Below are 14,949 nucleotides of genomic sequence, written 5' to 3' on the forward strand. Positions count from 1 at the left end.
ATCAGTTAGCAAATAGCTTACTGACATGCTTCACATTCTTCAAAGCCAGCATCACCTGGGCGCATTGTGCAAACTGGACCATCCGCCTCTTGTGCAGCTGCAGCATCAGTACCATTCACACCACCACCACTGGATACAGCGTTTAACTGACCGCTTGTAACGGTTGACTTCTCAACGTGCGTTGCAGCCATCGTGCGGAGGTAGTAAGTAGTTTTCAGACCGCGCAACCAAGCCAACTTGTAGGTGTCATCCAATTTCTTGCCTGATGCACCGCCCATGTAGATGTTGAGTGACTGCGCTTGGTCAATCCACTTCTGACGACGTGAAGCAGCTTCAACTAACCAGCTTGGCTCCACTTCAAACGCAGTAGCGTACAAATCACGTAAATCCTGTGGAACACGATCAATTTTGGACAAAGTACCGTCAAAGTACTTTAAGTCGGCAATCATGACCTCATCCCAGAGGCCGCGATCCTTTAAATCACGCACCAAATACTCATTTACTACAGTGAACTCACCTGAGAGGTTGGATTTCACGAACAAGTTCTGGAATGTTGGCTCGATACAAGCTGACACACCAATGATGTTGGAAATCGTTGCTGTCGGTGCAATCGCTACACAGTTGGAGTTGCGCATACCGTGCTGCTTGATACGGGCACGTAAACCATCCCAATTCATTGTGGATGAGCTATCCACTTCGAGGTAACCACCGCGCTCGGCCGCTAACAAGGCTACTGAGTCCTGTGGAAGGATGCCGCGATCCCACAATGAGCCTTTGTATGTGCTGTAAACGCCACGCTCTTCAGCCAATTCATTAGAGGCTTGGTAAGCGTAGTAGCACACTGCTTCCATAGATGAATCCGCAAACTTCACTGCCTCATCGCTAGCGTAAGGAATGCGTTGCATGTGCAAGCAATCCTGGAAGCCCATGATGCCCATACCAACTGGACGGTGCTTCAAGTTGGAGTTACGTGCTTTAGCGACAGCGTAGTAGTTGATATCAATCACGTTATCCAACATACGCATTGCAGTGCGAATTGTTTTCTGGAGCTTCTCGTGATCCAAAATCATCTTGCCAGACGCATCGGTAGTCATGTGCGCTGTCAAGTTCACAGAACCTAAGTTACATACTGCAATTTCACTTTCGTTTGTGTTCAAAGTAATTTCAGTACACAAGTTAGAAGAGTGGACTACGCCGATGTGTTGTTGTGGGCTACGAATGTTGCAAGGATCTTTAAATGTGATCCATGGGTGGCCGGTTTCAAACAACATACCCAACATCTTGCGCCACAATTGTTGCGCAGGAATGCGACGGAATGGTTTCAATTCACCAGCATCTGCTTTTTTCTCATAGGCGACATATGCCTCTTCAAAAGCCTTACCGAATTTGTCATGCAAGTCAGGTGTATTTGAAGGTGAAAACAATGTCCACTCTCCACCTTCCATCACACGCTTCATGAACAAGTCTGGAATCCAGTTAGATGTATTCATGTCGTGCGTACGGCGACGATCATCACCCGTGTTTTTGCGCAACTCGAGGAACTCTTCAATATCCAAGTGCCATGTTTCTAGGTACGCGCAAACCGCACCTTTACGCTTACCACCTTGATTCACGGCAACCGCTGTATCGTTCACCACCTTTAAGAAAGGCACAACACCTTGTGACTTACCGTTAGTACCCTTGATGTGACTTCCCAAGGCGCGAACGTTAGTCCAGTCATTACCTAAACCGCCGGCAAACTTAGACAAGAGCGCATTCTCTTTTAACGCTTCGTAGATGCCATCAAGATCATCATCTACTGTTGTTAGATAGCAGCTTGATAACTGTGGACGTGTTGTCGCTGAGTTAAACAAGGTTGGCGTGCTGGACATGAAATCAAAAGTAGAAAGGATTTCATAGAACTCAATCGCACGACGCTCACGGTCCAACTCATTCAAAGATAAGCCCATTGCAACGCGCATAAAGAAAGCCTGTGGCATTTCAATACGACGATCTTCAATGTGCAAGAAATAACGGTCATACAAAGTTTGCAAACCGAGGTAGTTGAACTGCAAGTCACGGCTGGCATTCAAAGCGGCAGCTAAGCGCGGGAGATCAAACTCACGCATACGTGGATCTAACAACTCAGCAGAAATACCTTCGTTGATGTACTTAGCAAAGTAAGTGCTGTACTCAGCTTGCATATCGCCTTGCAATACTTCGCGACCTAAAATTTCTTTACGAATGACGTGCATCAAAATGCGGGCAGTTACTTGGCTATACGCAGGATCTTTTTCAATCAAAGTACGTGATGCCAAAATTGCAGAGTCATACACTTGAGCCATTGGCACGCCATCGTACAAATTCTTGATGGTTTCAGTGATGATTGGACTTGCATCAATGTTGTTACCGAGACCTTCACATGCCGCCTCAATAATGGTGCGCAAGGCAGCCATATCCAACCACTTCTCTACGCCGTTGTCAGTTACTTTGATGCCAGACTCACCAGCTTGAGTTGCAGTTAGAGTCTCCTGAGCAATGCCTTGTTGTGTTGCACGCTCTTGATTACGTTTTTCACGATAAAGAACATAGGCACGAGCAACGTTGTGCTCACCACTTCGCATCAACGCCAACTCAACCTGATCTTGAATATCTTCAATATGGAAAGTGCCGCCATTTGGGCGACTACGCAACAAGGCGCGCACTACTGAGTGAGTTAATTGCTCTACTTGTTCGCGAACGCGTGCAGAAGCTGCGCCCTGACCACCATTAACCGCCAAAAATGCTTTGGTAACTGCAATGGCAATTTTGGATGGCTCAAATGCCACCACCGAGCCATTGCGGCGAATAATTTTGTAGTCAGATAACTGGGTGGCTTGGCCGCCGCCTACTCCACCAGCAACAAAGCCAGCAGATGGGGCTTGGTTCATGGCTTCAGAAGGATTCATTCCTGGATTATTTGTGCCGGCAGTCTGTCCTGCTGTCTGGGGGTTGGCATATGTCATATTTTTCCTGCTTATATATAGTTATTTGGACAAAAAACGTTAAAAAACAATAGGGTATTGCTGTATTCAAACACTACATCTAGTGTCTCGAAGTGCATTTGATACTAAGTATAGGGAAATATTCGGAATTAGGTAAGACATTTCTGATGAATATTTATAAGTATTTTTCCTAGGTATTCCAACAATTTAGGAGCTATTTTGGTGCGAAATTATTAGTCCTTTTTAGCTAAAGGGCAAGAAAGTGAGCGTGTGCTCACATACTACTTTGGAGTTCTAACGAGGGTCCAAACCGAAGGGTATTTTTTTGGCTGAAATGCCAGTTTTGGCTTGGAATTTTTGCCAACTAAATTGAATACCGGGGTCTGCTTTTCTGCCAGGGGCAATATCGCTATGGCCAGCAAATTGAAGATTGGGATAAACGGCGCCTAGTTGAGCGCTTAATTTAGCCAGGACTGAATACTGAATATCCTCAAAAGGATGATCACTATCACCCTCCAACTCAATCCCAATCGAGAAATCATTGCACTTTTCACGACCTAAAAAGGATGACACGCCAGCATGCCAGGCTTTATTTTGGGTGGATACGAACTGAAAGACCTCACCACTGCGTGCAATCAAGAAATGACTGGATACCTTTTGATCGGCAATTTCTTCAAAATAAGGGTGTAGCGATGAATCTAGCTTATTTTGAAAAAAATCCACAATAAATTGGGTGGAACTACGGGAAACAAAACCACCAGGTGGCAAGCTGATGTGATGAATCACCACCAAATCCGGCGCAAGGCCTTCTGGTCGAACATCTTGATTGGGTGAGTTGCGCCAAACGGCAGAACCTATCCAACCCTGAGCATCCAAACCACTCAGGTGCTCTTGAGAACAATAAAAGCGATCCTCTTGTTTTATTGCCTCAGACTTTGGAAGATGTACTGAACAATGCTGGCACTGGACAATCACTTCAGGCTCAGCAACTTTGCTGCGTTGAGCCTTGATCTTGGCAGCCTCATCCGTGTTGAGCTTTGCCTGTTTTTTTCCTTTGATCCAAAGGTACAAAACGCCTGCGCCAGCAAATAGTAGAAGCCATTTAATCAAAAGGTCATGCTCTCTGAAGAATGACTTCCAAAACAAATCTACTGCCAACATAGGCCAGGAGCAAGGCGGTATATGCGCTCAAGACCCAACGAACGGCTACGCGCCCACGCAAGCCAACCCGCCAACGCGCTATTAGGAGGCCAGAAAATAAGAACCAGGAGATCAATGCAAAGATGGTCTTGTGATCAAAAACCAGTGGCTTGCCAAACAATGTTTGAGAGAAGAGTAGGCCAGAAAATACAGTTAAGGTCAGAAGTGCCACACCCACATAGAGCAAATTAAACAGCAAGCTTTCCATTGTCATTAAGGGCGGCAAATCCTCCAGCCAATGTGCAATACGGCTATTGGGAATGATGGCCAACTGGCGATGCAATGCTCGATCCTGAACACTCATCAACATGGCATGCATCGCAGCCAAGCTCAAAAGCCCAACTGAAATAGTGGCAACAATAAAGTGCCCCTTAAACCAAGGATCAGAGACGGCTTTTGGAGAAATTAGGGTGCCAGAGAAAATGGCGGGTAATGCGGAACAGATCAGTGCAAAACACAAAACCAACCAGCGCAAGCTGGAGATTGGCAAAAACCAAGACTGAAACCAATAAAAAGCGAGGCCAACCCAAGCGATGAGCGACAGATCCTGGGCAAAACCAAAAACAAATCCCTCGGGCGTAAAGACCGAGTCGTGTAACTGAATTCCGTGTACCAGCAAAATCAATAAGATGAATGCCTGAACCAAGCCTGTAAAAGCTGGGGATTCAATTTTTCCCTTTGGCCGCGAACCTAAAAAGACCAAAAGAAGCAAATAAAGTGCAGATGGGAGCCATCCCGAGCCTGAGTAACCTAAAATATCCATCTGGAAAGTCTAATCGATAAATGCTAGAGAATCTCACCGACCGCCTATCTCGTGTTGTTAAAACAATGCGGGGGCAAGCTCGCCTCACTGAAGCAAACACCGCAGAAATGCTACGGGAGATCCGCCTGGCCTTATTGGAAGCCGACGTTGCGCTTCCTGTCGTTAAATCTTTACTAGAACAAATTAAATTTAAAGCCCTTGGCGAAGAAGTGGTTGGCAGTCTCAGCCCAGGCCAAGCGCTAGTAGGCGTTGTGCAGCGTGAACTTGCTCAAGTCATGCGTGGCGATACTTCCCAAAGTGGTGAACTCAACCTAGCTACTCAACCGCCAGCAGTAATTCTGATGGCTGGTTTGCAGGGTGCAGGTAAAACCACTTCAGTTGGTAAGTTGGCCAAGTTTTTGCAAGAGAAGAAGAAAAAGAAAGTCCTCACTGTTTCTTGTGACGTCTACCGTCCAGCCGCTATCGAGCAGCTAGAAACCGTCAGCAAACAAGTGGGCGCTGAATTCTTCCCAAGCAATATCAATCAAAAACCCAGTGAAATTGCCGCTGCCGCTTTAGATTGGGCACGTCGTCATTATTTTGATGTGCTCTTAGTGGATACAGCAGGTCGTCTCGGTATTGATGAGGCACTCATGCAAGAAATCAAAACCTTGCACGCTAATCTCAATCCAATTGAAACCTTGTTTGTGGTTGATGCCATGCTAGGTCAAGATGCCGTCAACACGGCCAAAGCCTTCCACGAAGCTCTGCCACTCACAGGTGTAATTCTCACCAAGTTAGATGGTGACTCACGCGGTGGTGCCGCACTCTCCGTGCGTCAAGTTACTGGTGTTCCACTCAAATTCATTGGTGTTGCCGAAAAGATGGATGGCCTCGAAGCATTCGATGCCGACCGAATGGCAAACCGTATTTTGGGTATGGGCGATATTCTTGCCTTGGTCGAACAAGCACAGCAAAACGTCGATGTTGCTAAAGCAGAAAAATTAGCTAGCAAGATTTCTAAAGGTGGATTTGATCTGGGTGACTTCCGCGATCAACTGGCGCAGATGCAACAAATGGGCGGCATGGCTAGCTTGATGGATAAGTTACCAAACCACATGGCACAAGCAGCCTCCAAAACCAATTTGAGTGCTGCTGATAAACAAACTCGGCGTATGCGCGGCATCATCGACAGCATGACGCCAAAGGAGCGTGCGAAACCTGAATTACTGAAGGCCACTCGCAAACGTCGCATTGCTGCTGGTGCGGGCGTCGAAGTTCAGGAAGTGAATCGCCTATTGGCGCAGTTTGAACAAATGCAAACCATGATGAAGCAATTCAAAGGTGGCAAGATGGCGCGCACCATGGCGTCCATGGCCGCTAAAGGAGCCGCCAAAGGTATTGGCGGCCTCTTTAAAAAATAATAGTTAACGGCTTTTTTTAGCTTAAGAAACCAGTTTCTTAGCAGCATCAACCGCAGCAATCACTTTTGCATTAATTTCTGCCAGCGGAATATTTTCTGATTCAGCATCAGTGCGACCTTTAAATTCCACTTGAGCATCTGCAAGACCACGATCGCCGATCACCACACGGAATGGAACGCCAATTAATTCCCAGTCAGCAAACATCGCGCCCGGTCTTTCTCCACGATCATCGAGCACTACATCCACTCCAGCAGCTAGTAACTCATCATGCAATTGATCTGCGGCAGCTTTGACAGCTTCGGATTTTTCGTAACCCATTGGGCAGATTACGACTTCAAATGGCGCCATTGAAATCGGCCAAATAATTCCGCGCTCGTCATTACCTTGCTCAATTGCAGCACCCAGCAAACGCGTCACGCCAATGCCATAGCAACCCATCACCATTGGTTGCGCTTTGCCCTGTTGATCTAAGTAAGTGCAGCCCATTGCTTCGGAGTAACGCGTACCCAGTTGAAATACATGGCCCACCTCAATACCACGACAGATATCGACAACACCCTTACCATCAGGAGAAGGATCGCCGATTACAGCATTACGTAAATCCATTACTAAAGGCTCTGGTAAATCACGGCCCCAGTTCACGCCAGTTAAATGATGGCCAGCATCATTAGCACCGCATACAAAGTCAGCCATATTGGCAACAGTACGATCTGCAACTATGGTTACATCAGCAGCAGTTCCGACAGGGCCTAAGTAGCCCGCTGGTGCATTACAGGCTTGCTTGATCTCAGACTCACTTGCAAAGCGGGATTCAGCCATACCAGGAATCTTGCTTGCTTTGATTTCATTGAGCTCATGGTCACCGCGCACTAGCACCATAAATAATTTAGCTGGGCCCTCCTCTTGATCGGCAGCAAACAGTAATGACTTCACAGTCTGCTCTAGTGGTAAGTTTAAAAACTTTGCCACGTCAGCACAGTTTGTTTGGTCTGGTGTTGCGACTTTTGTCATTGCTTGAGTTGCGGCACCACGTGCTGCAATCAATGAGACTGATTCAGCAGCCTCTAAATTTGCAGCGTAATCCGAGCTCGGGCAATACACAATGGCATCTTCACCAGTATCAGCAATCACATGAAACTCTTGACTACCTGATCCACCAATGGCGCCGTTATCTGCTGTCACTGCACGGAACTTCAAACCCATACGCTTGAAGATGCGAGTGTAAGCATCAAACATGATTTGGTAAGACTTCTTCAATCCTTCGGTATCGCGATCGAATGAATAAGCATCTTTCATACTGAACTCGCGCCCACGCATGATTCCAAAACGTGGACGACGCTCATCACGGAACTTCGTCTGAATTTGATAGAAATTTACCGGCAACTGTTTGTAACTCTTGATTTCGTTACGCGCTAAATCAGTCACCACCTCTTCAGAGGTTGGCTGAATTAAAAAGTCACGATCATGACGATCTTTAATACGGAGCAACTCTGGCCCCATCTTTTCCCAGCGACCCGTTTCTTGCCACAACTCTGCAGGCTGAATCATTGGCATGAGCAATTCGATTGCCCCGGCGCGATTCATTTCTTCGCGAATGATGTTTTCCACCTTGCGAATGGACTTCAAGCCCAAGGGCAAATAGTTGTAGATGCCAGCACTGAGCTTGCGAATTAAACCGGCTCGCACCATCAGTTTGTGCGAAACCACCTCAGCATCGGAGGGGGCTTCTTTTAGCGTGGCGAGAAATGATTGTGAAGCTTTCATGTATGGATATAATCAAATCATTGATTTTAAAGGATTTGAGGCACGATCTCATGCTTGACCGTGAAGGGTATCGACCCAATGTCGGCATAGTCCTCCTCAACAGCCATAACGAGGTTTTCTGGGGAAAACGCGTTGGGCAGCATTCGTGGCAGTTCCCGCAGGGCGGGATTCAGCATGGTGAGAGCCCAGAGCAGGCCATGTACCGCGAATTGCATGAGGAAGTTGGCTTGCTGCCAGAACATGTCCAAATTATTGGACGAACTAGGGACTGGCTTCGTTATGACGTCCCAGAGGAGTTCTTGCGTCGTCAACATACCTCCAAAACCCATCGAGCTAGTTATCGCGGCCAAAAACAAATCTGGTTTTTGCTACGTTTAGTCGGTTTAGACAGCGATATCCACCTACGTGCCTCAGAGCATCCAGAGTTTGATGCCTGGCGCTGGGTTCCTTTTTGGATTCAACTAGACTCCGTGATTGATTTCAAGCGCGAAGTCTATCAATTAGCACTTTCCGAACTTGCACGCTACCTATCTCGTGGCATACGTATGCAGCAACTTGCCTGGGGATCTCCGCTCGATTTATTTCAATCCCTATATGGGGGCGAAGAAGATGAGCCCAAAGAAGCAAAACCTACTGATAAGCCATGATGAAACTCTCTATTTCCAGTCTTCGACTTCCAATTCTTGGCTTGGCTGTCAGCTTAGCCCTAACAGGATGTGCGGGCGATCCCCTGGAGAGCGGGGTTGATCCTTTTGCGCCGATGGTTTTCAAAGAGGGCGCAACAGCAATGCCACTCAACCCTCCCAATAAAGCAACTATTCAGCCTTTTTATGTGTCACAACAAACTATTTTTAAGTTTGCAGTGGATACCGACTCTATTTTGATTGGTAACGATGGCATCACCAGATACACCGTTATTTTGACGAGCCCGAATGGCAACAGCCAAGTTCAATACGAAGGTATTCGTTGCGACTCTTTCCAATGGCGCCTCTATGGCACCTTTGAATCCAATGTCTGGAAAGAGAACCCCCTTTCCAGCTGGAACCCGATCAAAGACCACACACCAAATCGTTACCAGGCCGCATTGGCGCAGGGTGCATTCTGCAACTTCAACTCACAAGAGAAGAGCATCAAAAATATTATTCAGTCACTGAATCCAAATGGGTTTACTGGCGGTACAAAACCCACCAACTCGTTTGGCGTGATTAATTAAAAAGGATTGATTGAATTTGACGCTTAAGCAGCAGTCAGATGAGTACCAATTTTTTCGCCACTCATCAATCGAGTGAGAACCTGAGGCTCACGTCCAGAGGCAATGACAGTTGCAGCACCTGTTTGAGCAGCAACTTTCGCAGCCAATACCTTGGTCAACATGCCGCCCTTGCTGAGTTCACTAGCAGCGCCACCAGCCATTTTTTCTAAAGCAGGATCGCCAGCAATAGCATCACTTAAAAGAGTGGCGGAAGTATCTTGACGTGGATCAGCAGTAAACAATCCGCCTTGATCAGTCAGGATCACCAATAAATCCGCATGGATTAGATTCGTTACTAAAGCAGCTAAGCTGTCGTTATCACCGAATTTGATTTCATCAGTAACTACGGTATCGTTTTCATTGATGATTGGAACAACACCGAGCTTTAACAATGTATCTAAAGTTGCCTTGGCGTTAGCATTACGCTCAGCATGCGCTAAGTCTGCATTAGTTAATAGCACTTGGGCGCTGCGTAAATTAAAGCGCGCAAAACAACTTTCATAAACCTGCACTAATCCCATCTGGCCAACTGCAGCCGCAGCTTGTAGTTGATGAATTTCTGTTGGACGCTTGCTCCAGCCTAGACGTTGCATGCCCTCTGCAATCGCACCGGAACTCACCATCAATACCTCATGGCCAGCAGCTAACAAGGCAGCCATTTGCTCTGCCCACATGCCGATTGCAGCACGATCCAAGCCTTCACCATTATTGGTAACCAGGCTAGAACCTACTTTCACTACGATTCGTTTAGCTTTCTGAGTATTCATATCAAATGCGGATCCCAAATGACTACTACTTAATCTGGAGTTTTATCTTCTGGTTGAGCTTGCGCTTGATAACGTGGATCAGCAGCACGCTCATCCTCATCATCCCTATCCTTGCGAATAGAGTCTAAATAATCCTGCAATGAGTAGCACAACTTATCGCAACCTAAACCTGTTAAAGCGGAGATCTCAAAAACAGGACCCTTCCACTTAAACCGCTTAATAAAATCTGCAACTACTTTCTTGCGATCTTCCTCGGGAATCATGTCGACTTTGTTTAATACCAACCAACGTGGCTTTTCAACTAGAGCTTCATCGTACTTACGTAACTCATTCACGATAGCAACAGCATCTGCCACTGGATCAATATTGTCATCAAATGGTGCGATATCGACTAAATGCAACAGCACACCAGTGCGCTGCAAGTGCCTTAAGAAGCGATGACCTAAGCCTGCACCTTCTGCAGCGCCCTCAATCAATCCTGGAATATCGGCAATCACAAAGCTACGCTCAGCACCTACACGCACCACACCCAAATTTGGATGCAAGGTTGTAAACGGATAGTCTGCAATCTTTGGACGCGCGTTAGATACCGCAGTAATCAAAGTCGATTTACCAGCATTAGGCATCCCTAACAAACCAACGTCAGCCAATACTTTTAATTCAAGTTTGAGCTTACGACGCTCGCCCTCTTTGCCATTCGTCTTTTGGCGAGGTGCGCGGTTCGTGCTACTTTTGAAATGGATATTTCCCCAACCACCAACACCGCCTTGCGCTAAACAAAGACGTTCACCGTGGGTAGTTAAGTCAGCAATCGGCTCACCAGTTTCGTAATCAGAAATGATGGTGCCAACTGGCATACGCAGCTCAATATCGTCGCCTGCACGACCATAACAATCAGCACCGCGACCAGGCTCACCATTTTTTGCGGTGTGCGTTTTAGCATAGCGATAGTCAATCAATGTGTTGATGTTGCGATCAGCAGTAGCCCAAACGCTTCCACCTTTGCCGCCATCACCACCATCGGGGCCACCGAATTCGATAAACTTTTCGCGGCGCATGGAGGCACTCCCGGCGCCACCTTGGCCAGCTATGACTTCAATACGAGCTTCGTCTATAAATTTCATGAATAAAAAAGGCCTCGCTTAGCGAGGCCTGTTCCTAAGAGTTAAATTCGGAATAAATCTGAATCAAACGTCTCTCAGTCAGGCGTCTTATGAACGCGGGAGAACTGAAACCTGGGCCTTCTTCAAAGCACCCTTAACGCCAAATTCCACTTGTCCGTCAACTAAGGCAAACAAAGTGTGATCTTTACCAATACCAACGTTCATACCCGGATGTACTCGTGTACCACGTTGACGAATGATGATGCTGCCAGCGTTGATTTGCTCGCCGCCAAAAACTTTAACGCCTAAGCGTTTCGATTCTGAGTCGCGGCCATTTCGTGTCGAGCCGCCGCCTTTTTTCTGTGCCATATCTTTCTCCTGCTATTTAGCCGTTAGCCTAAATTAGGCTTTAATCGTGTTAATCAGAATTTCTGTGTAATTCTGACGATGGCCTTGGTGCTTTTGATAATGCTTGCGACGGCGCATCTTAAAGATTGTCACTTTATCGTGACGTCCCTGGGAGACGACAGTGGCCATCACAGCTGCACCATTAACCAATGGATCACCCAATTTGAGTGAAGCGCCTTCGCCTACGGCTAAGACTTGGTCAAGAGTGATTTCGCTGCCGATTTCCGCTGGTATCTGTTCTATTTTCAATTTTTCGCCTGCAGCAACTTTATACTGTTTGCCACCGGTTTTTATGACCGCGTACATGGTTTGAAACCTCAATTAATATCTACATTTAAGCTAATCCACCCTGGATGAGCTAAGCCGATTATTATATCTTGCATGACGAGCACTGTCAAAACCAATGACTTAAGCCAAATTTTGGCCCCAATTGCCTTAGATTTCAAGGCCTTAGATGAGGTTATTCGCCTACGATTAGCCTCAAAAGTGGCTTTAATCGACCAAATCTCCACTTATATCATCCAGGCGGGCGGAAAACGGGTTCGGCCAGCCCTTTTGCTCCTAGTAAGCAAAGCCTTAGCCAACGGTAAAGAAACCCCCCATGCCCTAGAACTGGCGGCCGTAGTGGAATTTATCCATACAGCCACCCTCCTGCATGATGATGTGGTCGACGAATCGACCCTGAGAAGGGGTCGCGAGACTGCCAATGCTGCATTTGGGAATGCTGCAAGCGTGCTGGTGGGTGATTTCCTCTACTCTAGGGCCTTTCAGATGATGGTTGGGCCCAATGACCTGCGGGTGATGGAAATCCTGTCCGATGCAACTAATACGATTGCCGAGGGGGAGGTTTTACAGCTCCTCAACATGAATGACCCCGAAGTAGACGAAGAAAGCTATTTGCGGGTAATTCGCTATAAAACCGCTAAGTTATTTGAAGCATCTACAGAACTTGGGGCAATTTTGGCCGGGACTGATGCCAAACAAAGAGAGCAGTCCGCAGCATTTGGTCGCCATATTGGCACCGCCTTCCAATTAATGGATGACCTTCTTGATTACACCGCCGATGCATCCCAAATGGGGAAAAATGCTGGCGATGATTTAAGGGAGGGTAAGCCCACATTGCCGCTCATTTACCTGCTTGAAAATGGCAGTACTGAAGAACGCTTACTGGTTCGCGCCGCAATCGAACAAAATCAAGATTTACCGGATGATGTGTTCCAGCAGATTCTGAGCGCAGTTCAAAATTCCGGGGCTTTGGATTACACCCAAGCTGCCGCAAAACGAGAAGTTGACTTAGCACTTGAATGTCTCAAATATTTCCCTGCAAACGAGGCTAGTTCAGCATTACACGCCTTGTGCAAGTACTCTTTATCTAGACAGACCTAAGCACCAACACTTTTTACCCTGATATCGCGCGCAGTGATGCGTGCTTTTTCTGCCTCATCACGCAAACGTGAAATTTCCTCAGCACTAAGTCGTTCAAGATTGGAATAATCTAGTTTCCACGCAGGATCAGAAGCCCAAACTAAAGGGGACTGCACTGTTGTTCTTGCTCCCGGCGCGCCCTCAAGCAAACGTAGAGCTAATTCAAAATTGGAGTCTTGCGATTCAACGTTATTAGGTAGCGCTGCGGCATTACCAAGCGGAAAGTCGCTAAAGAGCAAGCGTGGCACACCGCAATACTCCACAATATCTTTCGCTGTGCCAATGATGACTGTAGGAATACCGGCAGCCTCCAAATAACGCGCCAATAAACTTTGACTCTGATGGCAAATAGGGCAATTCGGAATCAATACAGCAACATCAACCTGATCTGCACGCATCTTACTAAGAATCAACGGAGCATCAATCTCCAGGGTATGACGTTGACTGCGATTGGTTGGTAGCCCGTAAAAATGTTTGGATAGAGATTGAATACGGCCCTTTGTAACGGCGCGTTTCGCAGCATCCAATGGAAACCAACAGTTGCTGTCCTGCATGTTGGCATTGCGCCTATCAATACCAACATGCGCAATACGTAAGTCTGCGTCCTCATCAATCGAGCGAACATAGGGATCATAAAACTTGGCAGCAGCGTTGTACGCTGCGCCAGGCCCCTGGGGGCCTTTGTTGGCATCATAGGGCACTGCGGTAGTAGCCAAACCTAGGATCGATTGATTGAGGGGCTTTTGCAACGAGGCAAAAGGCACATCGATGTAATGGGCCCAAACATAGGGTGTCTCATAGCCCAATCCAAGATAGTAATTACGAGTGCGCTCAATATAGCGAACTGGCTGGTCCAATTCAGGTGCAAACAGCAATTCAGAATTCTTGGTCATCAATTCATCCCTGTAAGATATTGCTTATCAAATATTAACTATCAGGAGAATTCATTATGGCTCAATGGCTCAGATTTCAACATCAAGGCAAATCCGGTTTAGGTCAAGTACAGGGTGATCGGATTACCGTGTACACCGGCGATCTATTTAATAACCCACAAGCCACTGGCGAGACATTAAAACTATCCGATGTCACTATCGATATCCCATGCATCCCCTCCAAAATGGTTGCGATGGTGGATAACTTTCATGCTCTTGTCACTAAGCTGGAGCATGCGGTACCAGCCGAGCCTTTGTATTTTCTGAAAGGCAACAACTCTTTCTTGGCGGCCAATCAAACTATTCGCACTCCAAAGTCCTACTCTGGAAAAGTTGTTTATGAGGGCGAACTCGGAATTGTCATCGGCAAAGCCTGTCATGAAGTAGATGAGGCACAAGCTGCTGCTGCAATTTTTGGTTACACCTGTATTAACGATGTCACAGCAATTGAAATTTTGAATCGCGATCCTGGATACGCACAGTGGACACGCTCTAAGAGCTTTAATACCTTTGGCGTCTTTGGCCCCTACATCACGACTGACGTAGATCCAAGCAAGCTAACAATAAAAACTATTTTGAATGAGCAAGAGCGTCAAAACTACCCCATCGCTGACATGATTTTCCCGCCAGCAAAATTGGTCAGTCTGATATCTCAAGATGTTCCACTACAAGCTGGCGACATCATCGCTTGCGGCACCTCTGTTGGAGTGGGTTCAATGAAGCCCGGCAGTAATGTCAGCATCATCATTGATGGCGTTGGGCGCTTAGATAATCGTTTTGAATAAGCTATCTAATTCGCAAATCAAAACTAGGCCTTTAAAACAAAAACCCTCACCATGATTTGAACTGACCCACAAAAGTTGGACACTAAATCCAACTCAAAGGGGTCAGCTTCATGAGCAAACACAGCACTCAGTTCAAGCTAAAAGTGGTTACTGAGTATTTAAGGTCTGGGGGCTACCTCAGGGT

The 14,949-nt window shown here is 46.8% G+C and carries 13 protein-coding genes and 1 pseudogene; 5 read left to right on the plus strand and 9 right to left on the minus strand.

The window, feature by feature from the left end; all coding sequences use genetic code 11:
* Positions 1–17 precede the first annotated feature (17 nt).
* From ICN11_RS02020 to ICN11_RS02030, 3 genes are all read right to left on the minus strand, one after another.
* A complete protein-coding gene (locus ICN11_RS02020) occupies positions 18–2,984 on the minus strand; it encodes a ribonucleoside-diphosphate reductase subunit alpha (RefSeq protein WP_216228891.1) in 2,967 nt (988 codons plus the stop codon).
* A gap of 273 nt (positions 2,985–3,257) precedes the next feature.
* The gene (ampD, locus tag ICN11_RS02025) at positions 3,258–4,124 is read right to left on the minus strand and encodes a 1,6-anhydro-N-acetylmuramyl-L-alanine amidase AmpD (protein WP_216228892.1); all 867 of its coding nucleotides are present in this window, start codon (positions 4,122–4,124) and stop codon (positions 3,258–3,260) included.
* The gene (locus ICN11_RS02030; RefSeq protein WP_216228893.1) at positions 4,078–4,926 is read right to left on the minus strand and encodes an inner membrane protein YpjD; all 849 of its coding nucleotides are present in this window, start codon (positions 4,924–4,926) and stop codon (positions 4,078–4,080) included. Before ICN11_RS02030 ends, ampD begins: the two co-directional genes overlap by 47 nt.
* Positions 4,927–4,946: 20 nt before the next feature.
* Here ICN11_RS02030 and ffh point away from each other — a divergent pair, with 20 nt between their 5' ends.
* Positions 4,947–6,329, plus strand: coding sequence for a signal recognition particle protein (gene ffh, locus ICN11_RS02035; protein ID WP_216228894.1), 1,383 nt, complete (start codon positions 4,947–4,949; stop codon positions 6,327–6,329).
* A gap of 21 nt (positions 6,330–6,350) precedes the next feature.
* Here ffh and ICN11_RS02040 read toward each other — a convergent pair whose 3' ends face one another.
* Positions 6,351–8,093, minus strand: coding sequence for a proline--tRNA ligase (locus tag ICN11_RS02040; protein WP_216228895.1), 1,743 nt, complete (start codon positions 8,091–8,093; stop codon positions 6,351–6,353).
* 50 nt (positions 8,094–8,143) lie between these two features.
* Here ICN11_RS02040 and ICN11_RS02045 point away from each other — a divergent pair, with 50 nt between their 5' ends.
* Positions 8,144–8,740: an RNA pyrophosphohydrolase gene (locus ICN11_RS02045; RefSeq protein ID WP_216228896.1), complete on the plus strand. Its 597-nt coding sequence runs from the start codon at positions 8,144–8,146 to the stop codon at positions 8,738–8,740.
* Positions 8,737–9,306: a CNP1-like family protein gene (locus ICN11_RS02050; RefSeq protein ID WP_255539848.1), complete on the plus strand. Its 570-nt coding sequence runs from the start codon at positions 8,737–8,739 to the stop codon at positions 9,304–9,306. The genes ICN11_RS02045 and ICN11_RS02050 overlap by 4 nt, the downstream gene beginning before the upstream one ends.
* A 29-nt stretch (positions 9,307–9,335) precedes the next feature.
* On the opposite strand, the pseudogene proB reads toward ICN11_RS02050, so the two are convergent.
* From proB to rplU, 4 genes and pseudogenes are all read right to left on the minus strand, one after another.
* Positions 9,336–10,112: pseudogene (proB, locus tag ICN11_RS02055) on the minus strand (glutamate 5-kinase); the annotation flags it as partial.
* 29 nt (positions 10,113–10,141) lie between these two features.
* Positions 10,142–11,236, minus strand: coding sequence for a GTPase ObgE (obgE, locus tag ICN11_RS02060; protein ID WP_216228898.1), 1,095 nt, complete (start codon positions 11,234–11,236; stop codon positions 10,142–10,144).
* A gap of 87 nt (positions 11,237–11,323) precedes the next feature.
* Positions 11,324–11,584: a 50S ribosomal protein L27 gene (gene rpmA / locus ICN11_RS02065; RefSeq protein ID WP_015420374.1), complete on the minus strand. Its 261-nt coding sequence runs from the start codon at positions 11,582–11,584 to the stop codon at positions 11,324–11,326.
* A 33-nt stretch (positions 11,585–11,617) separates the two neighbouring features.
* Complete coding sequence (gene rplU / locus ICN11_RS02070; RefSeq protein ID WP_041484800.1) at positions 11,618–11,929, minus strand: 50S ribosomal protein L21; 312 nt, start codon at positions 11,927–11,929, stop codon at positions 11,618–11,620.
* Between the two features lie 75 nt (positions 11,930–12,004).
* Between rplU and ICN11_RS02075 the strand changes: the two genes are divergently transcribed.
* A complete protein-coding gene (locus tag ICN11_RS02075) occupies positions 12,005–13,009 on the plus strand; it encodes a polyprenyl synthetase family protein (RefSeq protein ID WP_216228899.1) in 1,005 nt (334 codons plus the stop codon).
* On the opposite strand, the gene ICN11_RS02080 is transcribed toward ICN11_RS02075, so the two are convergent.
* The gene (locus tag ICN11_RS02080; protein ID WP_216228900.1) at positions 13,006–13,941 is read right to left on the minus strand and encodes a glycine/sarcosine/betaine reductase selenoprotein B family protein; all 936 of its coding nucleotides are present in this window, start codon (positions 13,939–13,941) and stop codon (positions 13,006–13,008) included. The two genes, ICN11_RS02075 and ICN11_RS02080, sit on opposite strands and share 4 nt — an antisense overlap.
* 56 nt (positions 13,942–13,997) lie before the next feature.
* Between ICN11_RS02080 and ICN11_RS02085 the strand changes: the two genes are divergently transcribed.
* On the plus strand, positions 13,998–14,765 hold the full coding sequence (locus ICN11_RS02085) for a fumarylacetoacetate hydrolase family protein (protein ID WP_216228901.1): 768 nt from the start codon (positions 13,998–14,000) through the stop codon (positions 14,763–14,765).
* The last annotated feature ends 184 nt before the right edge of the window (positions 14,766–14,949 follow it).

The sequence above is a fragment of the Polynucleobacter sp. 78F-HAINBA genome, from assembly GCF_018882325.1.
In the GTDB taxonomy this organism is placed as follows: domain Bacteria; phylum Pseudomonadota; class Gammaproteobacteria; order Burkholderiales; family Burkholderiaceae; genus Polynucleobacter.

Bases quoted from the DNA above. Each gene is read 5' to 3' on its own strand.
- ICN11_RS02020 (WP_216228891.1), bottom strand. From the start codon at position 2,984: ATGACATATGCCAACCCCCAGACAGCAGGACAGACTGCCGGCACAAAT.
- ICN11_RS02045 (WP_216228896.1), top strand. From the start codon at position 8,144: ATGCTTGACCGTGAAGGGTATCGACCCAATGTCGGCATAGTCCTCCTC.
- obgE (WP_216228898.1), bottom strand. From the start codon at position 11,236: ATGAAATTTATAGACGAAGCTCGTATTGAAGTCATAGCTGGCCAAGGT.
- ICN11_RS02050 (WP_255539848.1), top strand. From the start codon at position 8,737: ATGATGAAACTCTCTATTTCCAGTCTTCGACTTCCAATTCTTGGCTTG.
- rplU (WP_041484800.1), bottom strand. From the start codon at position 11,929: ATGTACGCGGTCATAAAAACCGGTGGCAAACAGTATAAAGTTGCTGCA.
- ICN11_RS02085 (WP_216228901.1), top strand. From the start codon at position 13,998: ATGGCTCAATGGCTCAGATTTCAACATCAAGGCAAATCCGGTTTAGGT.
- ICN11_RS02030 (WP_216228893.1), bottom strand. From the start codon at position 4,926: ATGGATATTTTAGGTTACTCAGGCTCGGGATGGCTCCCATCTGCACTT.
- ICN11_RS02075 (WP_216228899.1), top strand. From the start codon at position 12,005: ATGACGAGCACTGTCAAAACCAATGACTTAAGCCAAATTTTGGCCCCA.
- ICN11_RS02040 (WP_216228895.1), bottom strand. From the start codon at position 8,093: ATGAAAGCTTCACAATCATTTCTCGCCACGCTAAAAGAAGCCCCCTCC.
- rpmA (WP_015420374.1), bottom strand. From the start codon at position 11,584: ATGGCACAGAAAAAAGGCGGCGGCTCGACACGAAATGGCCGCGACTCA.
- ampD (WP_216228892.1), bottom strand. From the start codon at position 4,124: ATGTTGGCAGTAGATTTGTTTTGGAAGTCATTCTTCAGAGAGCATGAC.
- ffh (WP_216228894.1), top strand. From the start codon at position 4,947: ATGCTAGAGAATCTCACCGACCGCCTATCTCGTGTTGTTAAAACAATG.
- ICN11_RS02080 (WP_216228900.1), bottom strand. From the start codon at position 13,941: ATGACCAAGAATTCTGAATTGCTGTTTGCACCTGAATTGGACCAGCCA.